The sequence below is a fragment of the Synechococcus sp. HK05 genome, from assembly GCF_019104765.1.
GTDB lineage: Bacteria > Cyanobacteriota > Cyanobacteriia > PCC-6307 > Cyanobiaceae > Vulcanococcus.
The window spans coordinates 201,398-221,605 of the sequence record NZ_JAHRXJ010000009.1 but is presented as its reverse complement, the minus strand read 5'-3'; the positions used below and the strand labels follow the sequence as shown (position 1 = coordinate 221,605).

The 20,208-nt window shown below is 67.4% G+C and carries 22 protein-coding genes; 14 read left to right on the top strand and 8 right to left on the bottom strand.

Annotated features, from left to right (window positions below):
- Positions 1-11 precede the first annotated feature (11 nt).
- On the top strand, positions 12-1,586 hold the full coding sequence (locus KUL97_RS07960; protein WP_217796415.1) for an ABC transporter substrate-binding protein: 1,575 nt from the start codon (positions 12-14) through the stop codon (positions 1,584-1,586).
- Positions 1,583-2,602: an ABC transporter permease gene (locus KUL97_RS07955; protein ID WP_217796414.1), complete on the top strand. Its 1,020-nt coding sequence runs from the start codon at positions 1,583-1,585 to the stop codon at positions 2,600-2,602. Before KUL97_RS07960 ends, KUL97_RS07955 begins: the two co-directional genes overlap by 4 nt.
- On the opposite strand, the gene KUL97_RS07950 is transcribed toward KUL97_RS07955, so the two are convergent.
- Complete coding sequence (locus tag KUL97_RS07950) at positions 2,592-4,148, bottom strand: alpha/beta hydrolase (RefSeq protein ID WP_368656119.1); 1,557 nt, start codon at positions 4,146-4,148, stop codon at positions 2,592-2,594. The two genes, KUL97_RS07955 and KUL97_RS07950, sit on opposite strands and share 11 nt — an antisense overlap.
- A gap of 2 nt (positions 4,149-4,150) precedes the next feature.
- Here KUL97_RS07950 and KUL97_RS07945 point away from each other — a divergent pair, with 2 nt between their 5' ends.
- Positions 4,151-5,365: an MFS transporter gene (locus KUL97_RS07945; RefSeq protein WP_217796413.1), complete on the top strand. Its 1,215-nt coding sequence runs from the start codon at positions 4,151-4,153 to the stop codon at positions 5,363-5,365.
- Between the two features lie 53 nt (positions 5,366-5,418).
- Complete coding sequence (locus KUL97_RS07940) at positions 5,419-6,318, top strand: cation diffusion facilitator family transporter (RefSeq protein WP_217796412.1); 900 nt, start codon at positions 5,419-5,421, stop codon at positions 6,316-6,318.
- A 13-nt stretch (positions 6,319-6,331) separates the two neighbouring features.
- Here KUL97_RS07940 and KUL97_RS07935 read toward each other — a convergent pair whose 3' ends face one another.
- Both KUL97_RS07935 and ychF read right to left on the bottom strand, forming a co-directional pair.
- Positions 6,332-6,496, bottom strand: a complete 165-nt coding sequence (locus tag KUL97_RS07935) for a hypothetical protein (protein WP_254896310.1) — start codon at positions 6,494-6,496, stop codon at positions 6,332-6,334.
- A gap of 68 nt (positions 6,497-6,564) precedes the next feature.
- Positions 6,565-7,656: a redox-regulated ATPase YchF gene (ychF, locus tag KUL97_RS07930; RefSeq protein WP_217796411.1), complete on the bottom strand. Its 1,092-nt coding sequence runs from the start codon at positions 7,654-7,656 to the stop codon at positions 6,565-6,567.
- Positions 7,657-7,768: 112 nt separating this feature from the next.
- Here ychF and KUL97_RS07925 point away from each other — a divergent pair, with 112 nt between their 5' ends.
- On the top strand, positions 7,769-8,941 hold the full coding sequence (locus tag KUL97_RS07925) for an efflux RND transporter periplasmic adaptor subunit (RefSeq protein WP_217796410.1): 1,173 nt from the start codon (positions 7,769-7,771) through the stop codon (positions 8,939-8,941).
- Here the strand turns inward: KUL97_RS07925 and wecB are convergent, their stop codons facing one another.
- Complete coding sequence (gene wecB / locus KUL97_RS07920) at positions 8,942-10,060, bottom strand: non-hydrolyzing UDP-N-acetylglucosamine 2-epimerase (protein ID WP_217796409.1); 1,119 nt, start codon at positions 10,058-10,060, stop codon at positions 8,942-8,944.
- Here wecB and KUL97_RS07915 point away from each other — a divergent pair.
- Positions 10,008-11,366 (top strand): type IV pilus twitching motility protein PilT, encoded by a 1,359-nt coding sequence (locus tag KUL97_RS07915; RefSeq protein WP_217796408.1) that lies wholly within the window; start codon positions 10,008-10,010, stop codon positions 11,364-11,366. The two genes, wecB and KUL97_RS07915, sit on opposite strands and share 53 nt — an antisense overlap.
- On the opposite strand, the gene KUL97_RS07910 is transcribed toward KUL97_RS07915, so the two are convergent.
- Both KUL97_RS07910 and tsaD read right to left on the bottom strand, forming a co-directional pair.
- Positions 11,363-11,557 carry a high light inducible protein gene (locus tag KUL97_RS07910; RefSeq protein ID WP_217796407.1) on the bottom strand — a complete coding sequence of 65 codons (195 nt, stop codon included), beginning with the start codon at positions 11,555-11,557 and terminating at the stop codon, positions 11,363-11,365. The genes KUL97_RS07915 and KUL97_RS07910 overlap by 4 nt on opposite strands.
- Before the next feature lie 34 nt (positions 11,558-11,591).
- Positions 11,592-12,659: a tRNA (adenosine(37)-N6)-threonylcarbamoyltransferase complex transferase subunit TsaD gene (tsaD, locus tag KUL97_RS07905; protein ID WP_217796406.1), complete on the bottom strand. Its 1,068-nt coding sequence runs from the start codon at positions 12,657-12,659 to the stop codon at positions 11,592-11,594.
- Positions 12,660-12,721: 62 nt separating this feature from the next.
- Here tsaD and KUL97_RS07900 point away from each other — a divergent pair, with 62 nt between their 5' ends.
- The gene (locus tag KUL97_RS07900; RefSeq protein WP_029552731.1) at positions 12,722-13,201 is read left to right on the top strand and encodes a photosystem I reaction center subunit III; all 480 of its coding nucleotides are present in this window, start codon (positions 12,722-12,724) and stop codon (positions 13,199-13,201) included.
- Positions 13,202-13,250: 49 nt separating this feature from the next.
- Positions 13,251-13,367, top strand: coding sequence for a photosystem I reaction center subunit IX (psaJ, locus tag KUL97_RS07895; protein ID WP_010303754.1), 117 nt, complete (start codon positions 13,251-13,253; stop codon positions 13,365-13,367).
- Between the two features lie 55 nt (positions 13,368-13,422).
- On the opposite strand, the gene gmk is transcribed toward psaJ, so the two are convergent.
- Positions 13,423-13,992, bottom strand: coding sequence for a guanylate kinase (gmk, locus tag KUL97_RS07890; protein WP_217796405.1), 570 nt, complete (start codon positions 13,990-13,992; stop codon positions 13,423-13,425).
- 59 nt (positions 13,993-14,051) lie between these two features.
- Here gmk and KUL97_RS07885 point away from each other — a divergent pair, with 59 nt between their 5' ends.
- Positions 14,052-15,782, top strand: a complete 1,731-nt coding sequence (locus tag KUL97_RS07885; RefSeq protein WP_217796404.1) for an NFACT family protein — start codon at positions 14,052-14,054, stop codon at positions 15,780-15,782.
- Positions 15,779-16,594: a twin-arginine translocase subunit TatC gene (gene tatC / locus KUL97_RS07880; RefSeq protein ID WP_217796403.1), complete on the top strand. Its 816-nt coding sequence runs from the start codon at positions 15,779-15,781 to the stop codon at positions 16,592-16,594. Before KUL97_RS07885 ends, tatC begins: the two co-directional genes overlap by 4 nt.
- Here the strand turns inward: tatC and KUL97_RS07875 are convergent, their stop codons facing one another.
- Positions 16,595-16,954, bottom strand: a complete 360-nt coding sequence (locus KUL97_RS07875; protein WP_254896309.1) for a DUF3067 family protein — start codon at positions 16,952-16,954, stop codon at positions 16,595-16,597. It lies immediately after the preceding gene.
- A gap of 99 nt (positions 16,955-17,053) precedes the next feature.
- Between KUL97_RS07875 and petC the strand changes: the two genes are divergently transcribed.
- Genes petC through cobM form a run of 4 tightly spaced genes read left to right on the top strand, consistent with a single transcriptional unit; the run spans position 17,054 to position 20,185 of the window.
- Positions 17,054-17,602 (top strand): cytochrome b6-f complex iron-sulfur subunit, encoded by a 549-nt coding sequence (gene petC / locus KUL97_RS07870; protein WP_217796401.1) that lies wholly within the window; start codon positions 17,054-17,056, stop codon positions 17,600-17,602.
- 38 nt (positions 17,603-17,640) lie between these two features.
- Positions 17,641-18,573, top strand: a complete 933-nt coding sequence (gene petA / locus KUL97_RS07865) for a cytochrome f (protein WP_217796400.1) — start codon at positions 17,641-17,643, stop codon at positions 18,571-18,573.
- Positions 18,573-19,427, top strand: coding sequence for a prolipoprotein diacylglyceryl transferase (lgt, locus tag KUL97_RS07860; protein ID WP_217796399.1), 855 nt, complete (start codon positions 18,573-18,575; stop codon positions 19,425-19,427). Before petA ends, lgt begins: the two co-directional genes overlap by 1 nt.
- Positions 19,424-20,185, top strand: coding sequence for a precorrin-4 C(11)-methyltransferase (gene cobM, locus KUL97_RS07855; protein WP_217796398.1), 762 nt, complete (start codon positions 19,424-19,426; stop codon positions 20,183-20,185). Before lgt ends, cobM begins: the two co-directional genes overlap by 4 nt.
- Positions 20,186-20,208: the final 23 nt, after the last annotated feature.

Genomic DNA, 20,208 nt, shown 5'->3' with positions numbered 1-20,208 from the left:
TGCCCGCTGCCTTGACCCGCCGCCTCCTGTTCCGCTCGGCCCTGGCGGCTCTGCTGCCGGCAGTGGCTGTGCTGGCCGGTTGCCAGCACCCTCACCCCCCCGGGCAGTTGGTGGTGGCCAGCAAAAGCACGCTGGCCTCCGTTGATCCGATCGACATCACCGGCATCGCGGGGCTGCAGCTGCTCAGCGCCATCGGTGACCCGCTCTACGCCACAGGCGCCGATGGCCAACTGCAGCCGCGCCTGGCCGCAGCACCACCCCAGATCAGCCCGGATGGCCGCACCGCCCGGATTCCGCTGCGGCGCGATGTGCTGTTCCACGACGGCAGCCGCTTCGATGCCGCCGCGATGGTGTTCAGCCTCGAGCGCTTCCGCAGCCTCGCGAAGATGGGCTACCTGCTCGACGACCGCATCAGCGGCGTGCGGGCGAGTGGGCCCTACGAACTGGAGCTGCGGCTGAAGCGGCCCTACAGCGCGCTTCCGGCGCTGCTCAGCTCGATCAGCCTCACGCCGCTCTCTCCCAAGGCCTACCAGCAACACCGCAACCGCTCCCTGGCGGATCGCTTCGTGGGAACGGGCCCCTACCGGCTCGTGAGCAGCACCCCGCAGAAACAAACCCTGCTCCCCTTCGCGCGCTACTGGGGGCCGCCACCGCGCAACAGCGGCATCCACCTGGTGACACTGAGCAACTCCACAGCCCTGTTTGGGGCGCTGGTGAGCGGCGAGGTGGATGTGCTGATGTCGAGCGGGATCGATAGCGATCAGCAGCGGGCCCTGGCGCAGCGGGCCCAGGAGGGGCGCCTGGTGGAGGGCATTGGCCCGGCGGGGGAAATCGGTTACCTCACGCTCCTGAGTGATCGGCCGCCCTTCGATCAGGAGCCCCTCCGCCAAGCGGTCGCCCTCAGCCTGAATCGTGAGCTGATCAGCCAGCGGGTGAGCTACGGCATCCGCGCGCCGCTGCGATCCCTGGTGCCGCCGCCCCTGGCGGGATCCACACCGCCGGCTTGGCCGGCCTACAACCCAGCACGGGCACGTGAGATCTATCAGCAGGCGGGCTATTGCCGAGGCCGGCGCTTCACCCTGCCGCTCACCTTCCGCTCCAACGTGCCGGCCGACAAGCTCTTTGCCCTCACCTGGAAAGCCCAGCTGGAGCGCGACCTGGGCGATTGCGTGCAGCTGGAGGTGACGGGGGTGGAATCCACCACGGCTTACCGCCAGGTGGCCGATGGTGCCTTCCCAATGATCTTTTTCGACTGGAACGCCGACTTCCCCGATCCCGACATCTATTTGGCCCCGATGCTGGCCTGCAGCAAAGCCAAGGGCGGGCAATGCCTGGAGGGCAATGCCGCCGCTGCTGGCAGCTTCTGGAGTGCCCCGGGCCTGCAGGCGGAGCTGCAGGCCAGCGAGCGCCTCACCGGCACCGCGCGCCTTCCCCTGCTGCGCCAGCTGCAGCAGCGCGCGGCGGCGGGAGCCGCCTACATCCCGGTGTGGCAGGTGGCGCCACGGGCCTGGGCCCAACCCAGCCTGCAGCGCCCCGTGTTTGATGGCAGCGGTCGCCTGGTGCTGCAGGCCCTGAGTGTCCGATGAGTCGCCGCCGTCACCTGCTGCGTTATCTGGCCAGCCGCCTGGCGCTGGTGCCGCTGATGCTCTGGCTGATCGCCAGCCTGGTGTTCCTGCTGCTGCGGGTGGCCCCGGGCGATCCGATCGATGCACTGCTGGGCATGCGCGCACCGCCGGAAGCGCGGGCCGCACTGCGGGCCCAACTGGGGCTGGATCAGCCGCTACCGGTGCAATACGGCCGCTACCTGATGGATCTGGTGCACGGCCAGCTGGGCGACTCGCTCACCAACAACGAACCGGTCACCACGGTGATCAGCCAGAGCCTGCCCGCCAGCCTGGAGCTGGGCGTGGTGGCCCTGCTGATCGCCGCGGTGGTGGGGCTGGCGGTGGGCTTCAGCGGCGTCGCCAGGCCGGAGGGCAAAACCGATCTAGCGGGCCGGCTCTACGGCATCGGCACCTATGCCCTGCCGCCCTTCTGGGCCGCGATGGTGATGCAGCTGGTGTTTGCCGTGTGGTTGGGCTGGCTGCCGGTGGGGGGCCGATTCCCCGCCACCCTGGTGCCGCCCAGCGGCAGCGGGTTCTATCTGCTCGACAGCCTGCTGGCGGGCAGCAGCCAGCAGTTCTGGGGGGCGATGCGCCACTTGGTGCTGCCGGCCTCCACCCTGGGCCTGCTGCTCAGCGGCGTGTTTGCCAATGCCCTGCGGCTCAACCTGCGCCGCGCCCTCGATTCCGACTATGTGGAAGCCGCCCGCAGCCGCGGCCTGAGCGAACGGCGGGTGGTGTTGCGCCATGCCCTGCCGAATGCCCTGCTGCCGGTGCTCACCATCACCGGCATCACCGTGGCTTCGCTGATCGGCGGGGCGCTGCTGATCGAGGTCACCTACTCGTGGCCCGGCGTGGCCTTCCGGCTGCAGGAAGCGATTGGCCAGCGGGATTATCCGGTGGTGCAGGGGATTGTGGTGGTGGTGGCGGCCCTGGTGGTGGCCGTGAGTGTGGTGGTGGACCTCCTGGTGGCGCTGCTGGATCCGCGCGTCAGTTTCTGAGGGTGTTGCTCCAGGTTTCGGCCTGGCGGCGATTGAGCACGTAGGCGGTCACGCCCCCCAATTGCCGCCGCTGCGGCGGAACGCCCTTGGGCAGGGCGCCGAGGAAATCGGCGGTGAGCCCCAGGGTGAGGGCCTGCACCCGCAGGGGCTCCACCCCCACAAACTCCTCCCCGAGCTGGAACAGCGCCTGCTCCTGGCGATCAATGCGCACTGGGGAGAAGTGGCTGCCGCCCTCGAGCAACACCAGCCGGCTCTGGTGGTCGCCATCGCCCAGGAACAGCTGCAGCTGCTCCCCCAGAGGCGGCGTGATCAGATCCAGGCTGCCGCCCACCAACAACACCGGCGCCGGCAACGCCTGCAGACCGCGATGGGGCCAAAGCAGGCTGCCGAAACCATTGAGGCTCACCACGGCTTGCAGCGGCTGCGCGAGGGGCTGGGGAGCTGGCAAGCGCACATCCAGCAGCTGGCATTGCAACAGCCGCGAAAGGTTGGTGAGCGGAATGCCATCGAGGGCCCGATCGCAGCGGCGAGCCAGGCCTGCTTCAGGCCGCAGGCCGGCCGCCAGCAGGCTGCTGAGCCCCCCGAGCGAATGGCCCACCAACACCACCTGATCCCCCAGCCGCGGCAGGGGGCCCTGCTCGACACCGCGCACCACCGCCTGCAGATCCAGCACCCGATCACTGAGGGTTTCGGCCCCCGGCGGGGGGCGCCGCCCCTCCAGCAACTCCCGCACCGCGCGCTCATCGCTGCCGGGGTGATCCAGAAGAAGCACGGGCCAACCGCGCTGCTGCAGACCAGCGGCGAGCCAGGCGAGCTGGGCGGCACTGCCGCCGAGACCTGGGCTGAGCAGCACCCAGCTGCGGCGTGACGCCGGCCAGACCTGCAGCTCCAGGGCCTGATGGCGATGGGGCACCGGCAGCAGCAGCCGCTGCGGCTGAGCCGCGAGGCCGGGATCCGAGCTCAGGGCCAGCCGGGCCTGCGACACCTGCCGCAGGCGCAACTGCTGCAGGGCCTGCAGCGCGTCGCGCTGCTCTTCAATCTGCCGGCGCCACCGGCCCGCCAGCTCAAGCCCCCCATCGAGATGCAGCACCAGGCTCTGGCTGGGCACTGCCCGCAATAGCTCAATCGTGGTCACCTGCGGCTGGCGTGCCAGCAACTCCTGCAGGGCTTGATAGAGGAGCGGGCCGGCGCTGCCGCCCTGCTCGGTGCTGATCAGCTGATCCAGCTCTTCCAGCACCCGCTGGCCGGCCCAGCTAGCCAAAAACTGCTGAGCAAAGGAGCGGTCCTGCACCAGCGGCGCCCGCAGGATGCGCCGCAGCTGCTCACGGCCGCGGGGATCCAGCAGATCCAGCCAGGCGCGCAGATCCCCGTTAGCGGCATCGGGTGAGGCACTCCAGGCCTCCAACGCCACCAGATCAATCGGCAGCCGCAAGCCATCGAGCCGCACCTCGATCTGTTCAGCAGCCCGGGCAGGGGTCAGCCACAGCAGGCCAGCCAGCAGACTGCGCAGCACCGCACGCAACGGTCGACGGGTTGGCACGAGCACAGATGCTGTCAGCGGGCCGGCAGTGGTGGCACCAGTTTCCCGCGTCGCTGCGGGAGCTGGCCATGGTGCGCCTGGTGGCGAGCTTTGGAGCAGGGGGGGTGCTGTATCTCACCCCGATGGTGTTTCACCAGGCAGATTTCAGCGCCTCGCAGGTGGGCAGTGGCCTGGCGATAGCGGCCCTGGCGGGCACGTTCGGGCGCTTTGCCAGCGGCTGGCTGCTCGATCTGGGTCTGAGCTGCGGCCTGCCGGTGCTGCTGGCCGGGCTCTGCGGCTTCATTGGCGACGCGGTGCTGCTGGGCGCCCAACAGCAGCCGGGCTATGTGGCCGGCCAGGTGCTGCTCGGCCTGGCGGGCGGGCTCTACTGGCCAGCGGTGGAACTTGCGGTGCCGCTCTGCTCGGCGCCGATGCCATCGGCACGGGGCTACGCCCTGTCGCGCACCGCTGATGCGGGTGGTGTGGCCATCGGCACCCTGACCGGAGCCCTGCTGGCCCAGCTGGGCCACCTGCGGGGGGTGTATTTGGTTGATATCACCGCCATCGTGGCGCTGGCCGCCCTGCTGCTCTGGCGCCCGCTGCCGCGGGCTCTGCAGGCTGGGCGCTCAGGCGTGCCCGCCATTCCCCTCGGCCAGTGGTTGCCGGCCCTCCTGCCGATGCTGCTGCTTTCGGTGGTGGCCACTGCGATCCCCGCGTTGATGCAAAGCGCCGTGCCCCTGGATCTGGTGCGGGGCGGGCTGGAGCGCGATGCCCAACCGGAAGCGATCAGCGCCCTGCTGATCGGCATCCCCCTGGCCGTGTTGCTGCTGATTCAGTGGCCGGTGGGTCAAGCCCTGGCACGCCGGTCGGTGGCGGTGGGCCTTGGCGTGAGCATGGTGTGCTTCAGCGCCGGCACAGCACTCCTGGCGCTCTCCGCCCTCACCAATCACGGCATCGCGCTGGTGGTACTGGCCTTGATGGTGCTGGCCCTTGGGCAGGCCGCATTCCTACCCACCTCCACCGAAGCGGTGGTGGAACTGAGCCCCGCCGGCCATGGCGGCCTGGCCATGGCGCTGTTTTCGCAGTGCTTTGCCCTGAGTGCCTTCGGGGCGCCGCTGCTGGCGGGGCTGCTGCTCGATGGCCAGGGGCATGGGCTGGTGCTCTGGCTGCTGGTGGCCCTGGTGTGCGCCTTGTGCCTCATGCTGATTGGTCCAATCCGCCGCCGCGCCCACGTGAAAGCCTGAACACAGGCCGATCCGCACCACGACCCCCACAATCGGGGCAGTGGATGGGCGTTATGGCTCCGCACGAACCGGGTCACCGCCACCCGCAGCAACACATCGGCCGCGCCGGCCTGGCCTCCGCCTTTCGCTGGAGCATCCTGCTGAACACGGCACTGTCGGTGGCGCAGATCGTGATCGGCATCGGCTTCGGGTCGCTGGCGCTGATCGGTGATGCCATCCACAACCTCGGTGATGTGGCGGGCCTGGCGCTGGGATGGGGCGCCGAGCGGCTGAGCACCCGCCCGCCCAGTGAGCGGTTCACCTACGGCTTCGGCCGCAGCACCCAGCTCGCCGCGCTGATCAATGGCGTGCTGGTGGCGATGGCCTCGGCGGTGATGGTGGTGGAGGCGATCCAGCGCCTGCAGAGCCCGGAGCCGCTGGTGAGTGGGCCCGTGGCCTGGGCTGCAGCGGCGGGCATCGTGGTGAACCTCGGCTCGGCGCAACTGTTCGGCCATGGGGGCGATCACCATGGCCACTCCCATGACCTCAACCGCCGCGCGGCGGTGATCCATCTGTTGAGCGATGCGCTGGTGTCGCTAGCGGTGCTGCTGAGCGCGCTGCTGGTGGGGATCACCGGCTGGCACTGGCTCGATCCGCTCACCGCCATCGGCGTTGGCGTGGCCGTGGGCTACACGGGCGTGGTGCTGATCCGCGATGCGCTGGTGGTGCTGTTCGATGGCATCCCGGCCCACATCAAGCCGGATCAGGTGCGCGCCACGCTGCTGGCGCTCCCGGGGGTGGTGGATGTGCACCACGTGCATATCTGGAGCCTGAGCACCACACAGGTGGCGCTCACCGCCCACGTGTGCCGGTGCGAGAGCGGCATGGGCGATCTGGACTTGCTCCATCAAGCCAAAGACGCCCTCGCCGCCATCGGGGTGGAGCACAGCACCCTGCAGCTGGAGCCGGGCTGAAGGCCGCAGGGGCTCAGCCCTTGCTCACCTTGGCCGTCCAGGCCTCATGGGGCAGGGGCTCGGTGCCGTACTCCCAATCGTCGTAGTCAGGATCGTTGCGGATCTGCTGGTGCACCTGCTTCTGCGCCTCGAAGTCGTGCTGCTGGGCGCCGTCGGCGGTCTGTTGCTGCTCCGTCATGGGGCTGAACGTGCTGGAGCCATTCTGAGGCAAACCAGCACGAAGAGCTGACACGACCCACGTGCGGTTTAGACGTTGAACAGAAACTCCATCACATCCCCTTCTTCCACCACATACTCCTTGCCTTCAGCGCGCAGCCAGCCCTTGTTGCGTGCTTCCGCCAACGACCCGGCTTCCAGCAGCTGCTTGTAACCGATGGTCTGGGCGCGAATGAAGCCGCGCTCGAAATCGGTGTGGATCACGCCAGCCGCTTGGGGGGCGGTCATGCCGGCCTTGATGGTCCAAGCGCGGGTTTCCTTCTCGCCGGTGGTGAAGTAGGTGCGGAGGCCCAGCAGGGCATAGGTGGCGCGGATCAGGCTCTGCAAACCGCCTTCCTCCACGCCAAGGCCGGCCAGGAATTCAGCGCGATCCTCGTCGGGGAGCTCGATCAGCTCAGCTTCCACTTGGGCGCTGATGCGCACCGTGCCGGCACCCTCCTTCTGGGCGAGAGCCGCCACTTCCTCGCAGTAGGCGTTACCGGAGGCCAGATCGTCTTCACTCACGTTGGTGGCGTAGATGATCGGCTTGGCGGTGAGCAGCCCCAGCGGCTTCACCATCGCCGCTTCCTCATCGCTCAGCTCCACACTGCGGGCCGCCCCGCCCTGCTCCAGCACCGCCTGGATGCGCTCGAGGGCGGCATCCTCCACCTGGGCCTCCTTGCTGGTGCGCACCTGCTTCTTGAGCCGCTCGCGCCGCTTCTCCACCTGGCTCAGATCCGCCAGGCCCAACTCGAGGTTGATCACCTCAGCATCACGGGCCGGCCCCACAGAACCACTCACGTGGATCACGTCGTCGTCTTCGAAGCAGCGCACCACATGCACGATCGCGTCGACTTCGCGGATGTTGGCCAGAAACTTGTTGCCAAGCCCCTCGCCCTGGCTGGCCCCCTTCACCAAGCCAGCGATATCCACGAACTCAACCCGCGTGGGGATCAGATCCTTGCTCTTGCTGAGATCCGAAAGCTGCTGCAGGCGTGGATCCGGCACCGCCACCACACCCGAATTCGGCTCGATGGTGCAGAAGGGATAGTTGGCCGCCTCGGCCTGGGCGTTGGCCACAAGGGCGTTGAACAGGGTCGACTTGCCCACATTGGGCAGCCCCACGATTCCGGCTTTAAGCATCGGAGGAATCTACGGACTGCCCCTGGAGCCTTCATCGGGGATCCACCCCACAGCTAAGGGGTGCGACCAGGAAGACTGGGTCAAGCGCAGGCGCACGGTCATCTCCTCCTCCATGCTCGAGTCACCCCCCAAGCGCGAGGTCGGGAAGCCGCTGCCGGCCGCTCTGCAGCGCAGCCAGCCCTGGTTGCAGCGCAAACGCCTCTGGGCGGGCCTGCTGGCTGGTGCCCTGGTGATCGGTGGCGGCGGCGCCTTAATCAACCAGCGCCGTAGCAGCAGCCAGCAGCGCAGTCTCGACAGCTTCACCGTGGTGGCGCGGCAGGGATCCCTCCCCGGGGTGATCACCGCCAGCGGTGAACTCGAAGCCTTCCGCAAGGTGAATGTGAGCCCCAAACGCCAAGGGGTGCTCGAGAAGCTGTTTGTGGAAGAGGGCGACAGCGTGCGGGCCGCACAAGCGCTGGCCCTGATGGATGGCGGCGATCTGGAGGATCGCCTCGACGAACTCCGCGCGCAGTTGCGGTCGGCCCAGGCCCAACTCAGCCGCAGCCAAAGCGAACTCCAGCGCCGCGAAGCGTTGATCCGCCAAGGCGGCATCAGCATCGACGACTACAACAGCGCTAAATCCAGCTATTCCGTGGACAAAGCGGCTGTGGAAGCAGCCCGGCAGCGCCTGGAAGCTCGCCTCAAGGAAGGCTCCGATCTCACCGTGCGCGCCCCCTTCGCCGGCGTGGTGACCGCCCGTTTCGCGGATCCCGGCGCTTTCGTAACGCCCACCACATCCGCCTCGGCATCAGCGGGCGCCAGCAGCTCCTCGATCGTGGAGCTAGCCCAGGGGCTCGAGGCGGTGGCCAAAGTGCCCGAGAGCGATATCGGCCGCATCCAGGTGGGCCAGAGCGCTTCGGTGCGGGTGGATGCCTTCCCGGATCGGCGCTTCCCAGCCCGCGTACGCCAGATCGCCCCCCGCGCCGAAAAGCTCAACAACGTCACCTCGTTTGAGGTGAAGCTGCAGCTGATCGATCCGCCGCCGGAGCTGCGCATCGGCATGACCGCCGACATCGACTTCAACACCGGCACCCTGGCGCCCCGCACCGTGATCCCCACCGTGGCGGTGGTCACCGAGCAGGGCAAACCGGGCGTGCTGCTGGTGGGCCCCGGCAATCAGCCCACCTTCCAGGCGGTGAGCCTCGGGGCCAGCAGCGGCAAGGACACCCAAATCCTGGAGGGTCTCAAGCCCGGCACCCGCGTGTTCATCGACCTGCCGCCCTGGGCCAAGAAGAAGCGCGAGTGATCAGCCAACCCGCGTGAGAAAGCGGCGGCTCACCTCCACGATCCGTTCGCTGGCTTTGCCATCGCCAAACGGGTTGTGGGCACGGGCCATCGCGTCGTACGCGCTTGAATCCTCGAGCAGCAGCGAGGCTTCGCGCAGGATATCGGCGCTGGCGGTGCCAATCAGCTTGGCTGTGCCGGCATCCACAGCCTCCGGCCGTTCGGTGGTGCGGCGCAGCACCAGCACCGGTTTACCCAGAGCCGGGGCCTCCTCCTGCAACCCGCCGGAATCGCTGAGCAGCAGGGTGCAGCCCCGCATCGCCGCCACCAGCTGGTCGTAATCGAGCGGTTCGGTGAGGAAGGCCCGCGGGTGATCGCCGAGCAGCGCCTGCAGCGGTTCCCGCACGGTGGGGTTGCGGTGCAGGGGCAACAGCAGGGCGGTATCCGGGAAACGCTCGAGCACCTGCAGGAAGCCCTGGCCGATCTCCTGGAGCCGCTCCCCCCAGTTTTCGCGGCGATGCACCGTGGCCAGGATCACGCGTTGGTTGTTGAAATCGAGGCCCGGCAACGCATACGGCGGCGCTTTCTCGGCCATCAGCAGCAGCGCATCGATCACGGTGTTGCCGGTGATGCACACCTCACCCACCACCCCGGAGGCGCGGCAGTTGGCGGCAGACACCTCCGTGGGAGCGAAATGCAGCTGCGCCACCTGGGAGATCAGGCGCCGGTTCGCCTCCTCCGGATAGGGATCCATGATGTTGTCGGTGCGCAAGCCCGCCTCCACATGGCCCACCGGCACCTGGGCATAAAAGGCCGCCAGGGCCGAGGCAAACGCAGTGGTGGTGTCGCCCTGCACCAGCACCAGATCCGGCTTGTGCTGCTCAAATTCGGCCTGCAGCCCCTGCAACGCCCCACAGGTGATGTGGGTGAGCGTTTGTTTGGGAGCCATCAGGGCTAGATCGTGATCGGCCTGCAGGCCGAACAGCTCCATCACCTGCGCCACCATTTCGCGGTGCTGGCCGGTGAGCACCACCCGCGTGCGGAAATCGGGAGCGGCTTGAAAAGCCTGAATCACCGGCGCCAGCTTGATGGCCTCCGGGCGCGTGCCCAGCACGATGCAGACGTTATGGGGGGTGCTCACGCGCGAGGCCGGCAGTCAGCCGGATCCTAAAGATGGCGCGCGAATGCGCTGGGCAACTGCCGCAATCACCGCGAAGCTGGAACCAGCGACCACTGCCGTGGTGAGTTCGAGCTCTCCGTTTCCTCCCAGCTTGTTTCCACCGCTGACGGGAAGCCAGCCCACCGCGGCGCCTACTGCCACGCCCCACACGACTCCAGCACCAACCACCGAAACCAACCGCGAGCCCGGCGCCCTGAACGGCCCCCAGCCCGGAAGCCTGGAGGGGATCGTGAAGATCGCCGATGCCAACGGTTTCTCCGATGTGCACCTGGGGGTGGGTGAGGAGCCCCGCTACCGGGCCCGCGGCGAGATGCTGCGCACCGGCTGGCCGATCACCGATGCCGCCACCTTCAACGGTTGGTTGCGGGAGATGCTCAGCCCCGCCCAGATCGACGGCTTCGGGCGGGATCAAGAATTTGATGGCTCCCACGCCTTCCCGTTCGTGCGGGTGCGCATCAACCTGCTGGATTCCCTGCGCGGGCCGGCGATGGTGCTGCGCCTGATTCCGCAGCAGATCGCCAGCCTTGAGCAGCTGAACCTGCCGCAGGTGCTGCAGGAGCTGGCCTCCCGGCCCAAAGGGCTGGTGCTGATCACCGGGCCCACCGGCTCAGGCAAGAGCACCACCCTCGCCGCGATGATCGACTGGATCAATCGCAACCGCAGCTGCCACATCCTCACGATTGAGGACCCTGTGGAGTTTGTGCACGAGAGCCGCCAATCGCTGATCCGCCACCGGGAGGTGGGGCAGCACACCCGCCAGTTCCACAACGCCCTGCGCGCCGCCCTGCGGGAAGACCCCGACGTGATCCTAATCGGGGAAATCCGCGATGGCGAAACCCTGGCCACGGCCATCGAGGCCTCCCAGACCGGGCACCTGGTGTTTGGCACCCTGCACACCAACTCAGCGGTGAAAACCGTGGAGCGGGTGCTGGGGATGGTGCCGCCGAGCGAACAGGAGGGCATCCGCCGGGCCGTGTCGGAAAGCCTGCTGGGGGTGATCGCTCAAGGGCTGCTGAAAACCACCGACGGCAAACGCGCCGCCTTTCACGACATCCTGATCAACACCGACGCCTGCAAGGACTACATCCAGCGCGGCGAGCTCGCCGAGATCGAAGAAATCATGGCCCGCAGCAGCTTCGACGGGATGCAAACCGCCAATCAAGCCCTGCAGCATTTGGTGGAGCAAGGGCGCGTTAACGCTGATGACGCGCTCGCCCAGAGCCTGAAGCCGAACGAACTGGCTCAGGCATTGCGGGGGAAGACCTAGGCCTTGCCGGCCAGCCGAGCAATCAACAGCACGCTCAGCCCCACCGACAGACCGAGCATGGCCATGCGGCCATTCCAGATCTCAGCCTGGGGAGTGAAGCCGCGTTTCCACTGGTTGAGCTCCTCCGGAGCTGCTTCCACCACGTTTTGAGCCAGGTCGGAGGGCTCGGGTGCCGGTTGAGCCGTGGACATGGCTGTTCCGATGAGTCTCAGAACCCTAGTGGCCTCAGAAGGCCGGCTGCGGTTCATAGAGAACGGGAGTGGCTTCCAGAGCCAAACGCGGAGCCACAGCCAACTCAATCGAACTCTGCGATCCCGCCCGGAAGCGCTGCTCCGCCGCCACCGCGATCATCGCGGCGTTGTCGGTGCAGTAGGCCAGAGGCGCCAGGCGCCATTGGATGCCCAGCTCCCCGCAGCGCTGCTCCAAACGCTGGCGCAGCCGACGGTTAGCCGCCACGCCACCCACCAGCACCAGGGTGCTGAGCCCTTGATCGCGCACGCAGCGCGTGGTGCGCTCCACGAGCACATCGGCCACCACCTGCTCAAAGCTGGCTGCCACATCCGCCAGGGGGAAGGGCTCCCCGCCCTGGGCTTCCTCCTGCTTGAGCTGGTTCACCAGGCGCAGCACCGCTGTTTTGAGGCCGCTGAAGCTGAAGTCGTAGGGATGGAAGCCGCCGCCGGGCAGCGACACACGCCCCTTGGGCAAAGCAAAACGGCGCGGATCACCCGCGGCCGCGGCCACCTGAATCGCCGGGCCACCGGGATATCCGAGATCCAAGAGGCGCGCCACCTTGTCGAAGGCTTCCCCGGCCGCGTCATCGCGGCTGCGGGCCAACCGCTCGTAGCGCCCCGGGCCATCCACGCGGATCATTTCGGTGTGACCGCCGCTCACCAGGAGCACGAGGTATGGGCCCGGCGGCAGCGGCTCTCCGAGCTGCACCGAGCAGAGATGGCCCTCCAGGTGATGCACCGCCACAAACGGCTTGTTGTGCAGCCGCGCCAGGCTGCGACCCGTGAGCGAGCCCACCAACAGCGCCCCCACCAGCCCCGGAGCTGCTGTGGCCGCGATTGCATCCAGCTCGCTAAAGGCCACGCCGCTGTCGGCCATCACCTGCTCGATCAGAGCCGGCAAGGCCTCCACATGGCGGCGTGAGGCGATCTCCGGCACCACGCCACCCCAGCGCGCGTGCTCCTCCACTTGGGACGCCACAGCGCTCGCCAGCACCTGCTGATCGCGCACCACAGCCGCCGCCGACTCGTCACAACTTGTTTCGAGGGCCAGCAGGGTTGGCATCAGCTTTGAACGACCCTCGTACTGTCCGTAAGTGACATCCTGCCGTGCAGCAGCTGGACCCGATGCGCCGCCTCTTTGCTGTTCTGATTTCTGCCCTGCTGATCTTCGGCTTCGCCCCTGTGGCCAAAGCCGATGTGGCCGGACTGACCCCCTGCGCTGAGAGCGCCCGCTTCCAGCAGCGCGCCGCTGCTGCCACCACCGACCAGGCCAAGGCTCGCTTCGCGATGTACAGCCAGGCCTCCTGCGGTGCTGATGGCCTGCCCCACCTGATCGTGGATGGCCGCCTCAGCCACGCCGGTGACTTCATCATTCCCGGCATCGCGTTCCTTTACATCGCTGGTTGCATCGGCTGGGCCGGTCGCAACTACCTGATGGCGATCCGCGGCGACAAAGACGCCGCCATGAAGGAAATCCAGATCGACCTGTCTCTGGCCTTCAAGAGCACCCTGGCTGCAGCCACCTGGCCCATCGCCGCCTTCGGCGCCCTCACCAGCGGCAAGCTCACCGAGGCTGACGACAAGATCACCGTCTCCCCTCGCTGATCAGGCCTGGGCCTGAACGTTTTCCCACTCATCCCTCCAACCACCAGCGATGAAGAAGTTCCTCACCACGGCTCCGGTCTTTGCCGCCATCTGGTTCACCGTGACCGCCGGCATCCTGATCGAATTCAACCGTTTCTATCCCGATCTGCTCTTCCACCCGATGTGAGCAGCTCCAGCTGAATTCCCAAAAGCGGCTCCAGTGAGCCGCTTTTTTTGTGCCTTCAGCCCAGACCCATCAGCTGCTCCAGCTCAGCCAAGGCGCGATCGAGATCGTCGTTCACCAAGACGGCATCGAATTCAGCCTCCGCGGCGAGTTCCACCCGGGCGCGCTCGAGGCGACGGCTGATCGCCTCCTCGCTATCGGTGCCTCGGCCGCGGATGCGGCGCTCCAGCTCTTCAAACGACGGAGGCTTGATGAAGATCTGGAAGCCGCTCGGGAAGCTCTGGCGCACTTGGCGGGCTCCCTCCAGTTCGATCTCCAGCAACACAGGGCGCCCGGCGGCGAGCTGCTGCTCCACCGGTTCACGGGGCGTGCCGTAGCAGTTGCCGGCAAACTCCGCCCACTCCAACAGGCCCGCCTGGGCCACCTTGGCCTCAAAGCCAGCACGATCCAGGAAGAAATAGTGCTGCCCCTCCTGTTCACCGCTGCGGGGGGCGCGGGTGGTGGCCGACACCGACAGCCAGATCTGCGGGTGCCGCTGCAACAAGGCGGCGACCAGAGTGCCTTTGCCCACACCACTGGGACCGGTGATCAGAAACAGCCGGCCTGCAGCGGAGGGCTCAGCAGCCATGAATGATCGAGCGCGGCCCTGCAGAGTAGGTGTGCCGCCGCAGCTGTTTCGCCTCGCCCATGGCTCCTGCCGCGCTCCAGGCCATGGATCTCACCAGCCTGCGGGCGGTGCTGAGCGAACTGCAGCCCCTGCTGGTGCCGAGCCGCTTCGAGAAGGCGCAACAGGCTGATGGCCACACCCTGCAACTGGGCTTTCGCACCCTTAAGCAGCGCCTGTGGTTGGAAGTGAGCTGGCTGGCGGAAGCACCGCGCCTGATGGCGATTGCCCCGCCGCCGCGCCAGGGCGATGGCAGCACCCTGGCCCAGCAGCTGCAGCACGGTCTGGGGGGTCTGGCGCTGGTGAGCCTCGAGCAGCCCGGCTGGGAGCGGGTGGTGGAACTGGGCTTTGCGGCGCGGCCCGGCGACACCCTGCAGCGCTGGCTGGTGCTGGAGCTGATGGGACGCCACAGCAATGTGTTTCTGCTGGATGAGCAGCGCCGGGTGGTGGCTGCCGCCCGGCAGGTGCGCCAGCAGCAGTCGCGCTTGCGGCCGATCGGCACGGGCGACCTCTACAGCCCTCCGCCGCCACTCGAGGGGCAGCCTCCCGATCTGTGCGAACCGTTTGAGCGCTGGCAGGCGCAGCTCACCCTGCTGCCGCTGCCGCTGCTCAAAGCTCTGCAGAGCGCTTATCAGGGCATCAGCCCGGCCCTGGCCCTGCAGCTAGCCGGCGACACCCCTGAGGGCCAAGCCTTGCTCAGCCAATCGGTGCAGACCCTCACCCCCCAGCAATGGCTGGCGCTGTGGGAGCGCTGGCAAGGCTGGCTGCAGGCCATGGAGCAACAGCGCTTTGGCTTCAGCCTGGGCCAATGCTGCGCCTACCGCTGCTGGCAGGAGCCAGCCCAAGCCGGCCTTGAGGCCCCCGAGCCGCTCGCCATCAACCAAGCCCTGGCCGCCTATCACCAGGACTGCCTGGGCAGCCGCCAGGTGCGGCAGCGGCACCATCAGGTGCGGCAACGGCTGGAGCAACTGCTGCAGCGCGAGCGCAGCCAGATGGAGCACCAGGAGCAACTGCTCCATCAGGTGGAGAACAGCGACCAGCTGCAGCAGCAGGCCGATGCCCTGCTCTGCCTGCCCCAACCCAGCCGGGATCAGGTCGCCGAAGCCCAGGCGCTCTACAAACGGGCCCGCAAGCTACGGCGCTCCGTGGCCGCCATCACCCCGCGGCTGGAGCAACACCGCCAACGTATCGAGCAACTCGAGGCGAGCCTCACCTATCTGGAGCAGGGGCCGCAGCACAGCCACACCGCCGCCCTCGAGCATTTGCGCAGCCTCGACGAGGACTGCGCTCACCTCCAGGAATCAGGGCGCCCCAACCGCAGCCAACGCCGCCAAGGCGCCAGCGACACCCCCACCCCGCTCGAGCTCAGCAGCCCCAGTGGCCTGCGCCTGCAGGTGGGCCGCAACCACCGCCAGAACGAATGGATCAGCCTGCGCCAGGCCCGCCGCGGCGATCTCTGGTTCCACGCCCAGGAGTGCCCGGGAAGCCACGTGGTGCTGAAGGGCTCGGAGGGGGTGCCGGGGGAGGCAGATCTGCAGGCCGCCGCCGATTTAGCCGCGCACTTCAGCCGGGCGCGGGGCAACAGCCGCGTGGCGGTGGTGCTGGTGCCCTGCGACGACCTCCAGCGGATTGCCGGCGCCGGGCCGGGCACGGTGCGCCATCGCGGCGGCGAGGTGCTGTGGGCCGATCCAGGGCGGGCGGCAGCACTGCTCACAGCCACGCCCCCTAGCCTCGGTGGAGAGCCAGAGCCATGAGCGAGCCCGAAACCGTGCTGCCCCCACCGGCACCGATCCGCGTCAGCGGCATCGGCGACCAGGCTGCTGCCACCGCCCAGGAGGACCTCCACCCGGACGATCAATTCCCGGCCGAGGTGGAGATGACCCTGGTGGATCACCTCGAGGAACTGCGCCGGCGCATCCTTCGCAGCCTGTTGGCGGTGCTGATCGGGGCAGGCGGTTGCCTGCTGCTGGTGAAACCGCTGGTGCGGCTGCTGGAAGTTCCGGCCAAGGGCATTCACTTCCTGCAGCTGGCGCCGGGTGAATTCCTCTTTGTCTCGATCAAGGTGGCGGGCTATGCCGGCTTGATCCTGGCGCTGCCCTACGTGCTCTACGAGGGCTTGGCCTTCGTGCTGCCGGGGCTGACGCGGCGAGAACAGCGCCTGGTGGCTCCGGCCGTGGGCGGCTCAGCCGTGCTGTTCATGGCCGGCCTGGCCTTTGCCTGGTGGGCGCTGGTGCCTGCCGCGCTCAACTTCCTGGTGAGCTACGGCGCCGATGTGGTGGAGCCGCTCTGGTCGATCGAGCGCTACCTCGATTTCGTGCTGCTGCTGATGGTGGCCACAGCCCTGGCCTTCCAACTGCCAGTGCTGCAGATGCTCCTGGCGGCACTGGGCGTTGTGAAGGCGCAAACCATGCTCGCGGCCTGGCGCTTCGTGGTGGTGGCCTCGGCCCTGGCGGGCGCCGTGCTCACCCCCTCCACCGATCCGGTCACGATGCTGCTGCTCAGCGGCGCCATCACGGCCCTTTATCTGGTGGGTGTGGCTTTGGCACGCGTGGTGCAGCGCAGCTAATCAGAGCAGAAACTCGCTGGCGCGGCCTTCCGGCAGCTCCAGCGGCAACGTCATCGCCTTCCCGAGTCTTGGCTTGTCGGTGGTGGTGGTGAGCCAGCTGCGCACCTGAGCCGAGACCCCCAGGCCATTGAGATTGGCCACCAGCTCGTTGAGTTTCTCGGCGTATTGCTCGGCCGTCATCGGAAACGACTGCTGCTCGAGATACCCCCACATCACCTGCAGATACAGGCGCCCGCGCCGCACGATCAATTGGAGGTCGTAGGAGGCCTGCCAGCGTTGGCGCAGGATCTCGAGCACCTCAGTGCTGCTGAGCGGAGCGTCGGACGGGAGGGTCACGGAAGCAGGTGCGCGCAACAGCATGTTGCAGGCTGCCGCCGCAAGCCCGTTTTGGCCAACGGGAGCCGGAGGGGCAACGTCCATAATGGGCGCCACGTTGCAGTGGCCACCACGCCGCCCCGTATGACCCAGATCCCAGCAAGCGCCTCGAGTGGTGACGTGCCCGGAATGGGTCGTCGCCAATTCATGAACCTGCTGACCTTCGGGTCGGTGACGGGCGTGGCCCTGGGTGCCCTCTACCCGGTGGTGAACTACTTCATCCCTCCCAAGGCAGCTGGTTCCGGCGGCGGCACTGCAGCCAAAGATGAGCTGGGCAACGCCGTGACCGCTACGGGTTGGCTGAGCAACCACCGTGAGGGCGATCGCAACCTGGTGCAGGGCCTCAAGGGTGACCCCACCTATTTGATCGTTGAAGGCAGCGATGCCATCGGCAGCTACGGCATCAACGCCATCTGCACGCACCTCGGCTGTGTCGTGCCTTGGAACGCCGCGGCCAACAAGTTCATGTGCCCCTGCCACGGCTCGCAGTACGACGCCACCGGCAAGGTGGTGCGCGGCCCTGCGCCCCTTTCCCTGGCCCTGGCTCACGTGTCGGTTGAGAACGACAACGTGTTCCTGAGCCAGTGGACCGAAACCGATTTCCGCACCGGCGAGAAGCCCTGGTGGGTCTGATCTCCTCCCCAGTCGTTTTCCCCTCGCCACTCCGCACCATGCGTCGTTCCTTCTCCCTGCTGCTGAGCTCGCTGCTGGCTCTCGGCGCTCTGCTCATTGCTCCCCAGGCCAGCTGGGCCTACCCGTTCTGGGCGCAGCAGAACTACGACTACCCCCGCGAAGCCACCGGCAAGCTGGCTTGTGCCAACTGCCACCTCGCCAAGAAGCCCACCCACGTGGAACTGCCCCAAGCGGTGTTCCCCGATGAGGTGTTCAAGGTGGAAGTTGAAATCCCCTACGACACCAAGGTGCAACAGGTGGCCGGCGATGGCAGCCCCACCGGCCTGAACGTGGGTGCCGTGGTGATGCTTCCCGATGGCTTCACACTGGCCCCTGCTGACCGCCTCAGCGACGAACTCAAGGAAGAGACCGCTGGCGTTTACGTGACCACCTGGGACGACGCCAATCCCAACATCCTGCTGGTGGGCCCCCTGCCCGGCGACAACCACCAGAAGATTGTGTTCCCGATCCTCTCCCCGGATCCTGCTGCCGACAGCAACATCCACTTCGGCAAATACCAGCTGCACGTGGGTGGCAACCGTGGCCGCGGCCAGGTGTATCCCACTGGTGAAAAGAGCAATAACAGCGTGTTCACCGCGTCTGCTGCCGGCACCGTTCAGGCCATCAACGCCGGCGACAACGGCGCCACCGACGTGGTGATCCAAACCATCGATGGCAGCTCGGTGACCGACACCATTCCCGCCGGTCCCACCCTCACCGCCGCCGTGGGCGATGTAGTGGCCGCCGGTGCTGCCCTCACCAACGACCCCAATGTGGGTGGTTTCGGCCAGCTCGACGCCGAAGTGGTGCTCCAGAACCCCAACCGCATCTACGGTCTGCTGGCCTTCTTCGCAGCCGTGGCTCTGGCCCAGATCATGCTGGTGCTGAAGAAGAAGCAGGTAGAAAAGGTTCAGGCCGCCGAAGGCATCTGATGCCCCTCGCTTTGTTCACCTCACCGGGGCCCTTGCTGTTTCAGCTGGGGCCCTTTTCTCTGCGCTGGTACGGCCTGCTGATTGCAGTGGCCGTGTTGCTGGGGCTACTGCTGGCCACACGCCTGGGCAAGCAGCGCAGCATCGATCCCGCTCTGATTGCCGATCTGCTGCCGATCCTGGTGCTGGCTGCCGTGATTGGCGCCCGGCTCTATTACGTGACGTTTGAGTGGCGGCAATACCAGCTGAATTGGCTGGATGCCTTCGCTATCTGGCGGGGGGGCATCGCCATTCATGGCGCCCTGATCGGCGGCACCCTCGCTGTGATCCTCTACAGCCGCTGGCGGCGCATCGCCTTCTGGAACCTCCTGGATGTGCTGCTGCCCTCGGTAGCCCTTGGCCAGGCGATCGGGCGCTGGGGCAACTTCTTCAATTCAGAGGCCTTCGGCCTGCCCACGGATCTCCCCTGGAAGCTCACGATTCCCTACGCCAATCGGCCTGTGGAGTTCCTCGACCAGAGCACCTTCCACCCCACCTTCCTCTACGAATCCCTCTGGAACCTCGGCGTGCTGGCGCTGCTGCTGGTGCTATTTGAGCGGGGTGTGCGGGGCAAGATCTCCTTGCCGATGGGTGCCATCAGCTGCTTCTACCTGGTGGCCTACAGCGCTGGGCGCTTCTGGATTGAGGGCCTGCGGATCGATCCCCTCTGCCTGATGGGCACCCCGCCCGACTGCGATGGAGGCCTGCGCATGGCACAGCTGGTGAGCCTGCTGCTGATTGGCCTCGGAGCACTGGGCCTTTACTGGCTGTATGGCCGGCGCCAACCCCTGCCGGACCCCAGCGGAGTGCAGCCATGAGCGGCAAGGTTTGGATCGTGGGGGCAGGTCCGGGAGCGCCAGATCTGCTCACCCTGCGTGCCGCCCGGGCGATCGAGCAGGCGGAGGTGCTGATCTGGACCGATTCGCTGGTGAACCCCCAACTCGCAGCCATGGCCCCCGAGGGATGCGAGCGGGTGCGCACCAGCACCCTCACGCTGGAGGAGGTGATGGCTGTGATGCTCGAGCGCGCCGCCACCGGCAAGCGGGTGGTGCGCCTCCATGACGGCGACACCTGTTTGTACAGCGCCCTGCATGAACAGCTTTGCCGGCTGCTGGATGCCGATGTGGAGGTGGAGGTGGTGCCAGGGCTGAGCGCCTACCAAGCCACCGCCGCAGCGTTGCAGGCGGAGCTCACCATCCCAGGGGTGGTGCAAACCATCGTGCTCAGCCGCGCTGGCGGGCGAACCGGCGTGCCCGCGCGCGAAGAGCTGCAGCATCTCGCTGCCCTGCAGGCTTCGCTCTGCCTGTACCTCAGCGCCCGCCATGTGGAGGAGGTGCAGGCGGAGCTCCTGCAGCACTACCCAGCCGAAACGCCGGTTGCGATCGGCTACCGGGTGAGCTGGCCGGATCAATGGCTTCAGGTGGTGCCGCTGTCGGAGATGGCGCGGGCCAGCCAGGAGCGCGAACTGATTCGCACCACGCTGTACGTGGTGAGCCCAGCCCTGGCCGCCCCAGGAGCCGCCCGCTCACGGCTCTACTCAGCCAGCCATCACCACCTGTTCCGCGGCGGAGCTTGAGCCGGCAGGCCATGTTCTAAAGT

Bases quoted from the DNA above. Each gene is read 5' to 3' on its own strand.
- KUL97_RS07900 (WP_029552731.1), top strand. From the start codon at position 12,722: ATGCGCCGCCTCTTTGCTGTTCTGATTTCTGCCCTGCTGATCTTCGGC.
- lgt (WP_217796399.1), top strand. From the start codon at position 18,573: ATGCCCCTCGCTTTGTTCACCTCACCGGGGCCCTTGCTGTTTCAGCTG.
- KUL97_RS07910 (WP_217796407.1), bottom strand. From the start codon at position 11,557: ATGTCCACGGCTCAACCGGCACCCGAGCCCTCCGACCTGGCTCAAAAC.
- petC (WP_217796401.1), top strand. From the start codon at position 17,054: ATGACCCAGATCCCAGCAAGCGCCTCGAGTGGTGACGTGCCCGGAATG.
- cobM (WP_217796398.1), top strand. From the start codon at position 19,424: ATGAGCGGCAAGGTTTGGATCGTGGGGGCAGGTCCGGGAGCGCCAGAT.
- KUL97_RS07955 (WP_217796414.1), top strand. From the start codon at position 1,583: ATGAGTCGCCGCCGTCACCTGCTGCGTTATCTGGCCAGCCGCCTGGCG.
- gmk (WP_217796405.1), bottom strand. From the start codon at position 13,992: ATGGCTGCTGAGCCCTCCGCTGCAGGCCGGCTGTTTCTGATCACCGGT.
- petA (WP_217796400.1), top strand. From the start codon at position 17,641: ATGCGTCGTTCCTTCTCCCTGCTGCTGAGCTCGCTGCTGGCTCTCGGC.
- tsaD (WP_217796406.1), bottom strand. From the start codon at position 12,659: ATGCCAACCCTGCTGGCCCTCGAAACAAGTTGTGACGAGTCGGCGGCG.
- KUL97_RS07915 (WP_217796408.1), top strand. From the start codon at position 10,008: ATGGCCTCCGGGCGCGTGCCCAGCACGATGCAGACGTTATGGGGGGTG.
- KUL97_RS07945 (WP_217796413.1), top strand. From the start codon at position 4,151: ATGCTGTCAGCGGGCCGGCAGTGGTGGCACCAGTTTCCCGCGTCGCTG.
- KUL97_RS07925 (WP_217796410.1), top strand. From the start codon at position 7,769: ATGCTCGAGTCACCCCCCAAGCGCGAGGTCGGGAAGCCGCTGCCGGCC.
- tatC (WP_217796403.1), top strand. From the start codon at position 15,779: ATGAGCGAGCCCGAAACCGTGCTGCCCCCACCGGCACCGATCCGCGTC.
- psaJ (WP_010303754.1), top strand. From the start codon at position 13,251: ATGAAGAAGTTCCTCACCACGGCTCCGGTCTTTGCCGCCATCTGGTTC.
- ychF (WP_217796411.1), bottom strand. From the start codon at position 7,656: ATGCTTAAAGCCGGAATCGTGGGGCTGCCCAATGTGGGCAAGTCGACC.
- KUL97_RS07940 (WP_217796412.1), top strand. From the start codon at position 5,419: ATGGCTCCGCACGAACCGGGTCACCGCCACCCGCAGCAACACATCGGC.
- KUL97_RS07875 (WP_254896309.1), bottom strand. From the start codon at position 16,954: ATGCTGTTGCGCGCACCTGCTTCCGTGACCCTCCCGTCCGACGCTCCG.
- KUL97_RS07935 (WP_254896310.1), bottom strand. From the start codon at position 6,496: ATGACGGAGCAGCAACAGACCGCCGACGGCGCCCAGCAGCACGACTTC.
- KUL97_RS07885 (WP_217796404.1), top strand. From the start codon at position 14,052: ATGGCTCCTGCCGCGCTCCAGGCCATGGATCTCACCAGCCTGCGGGCG.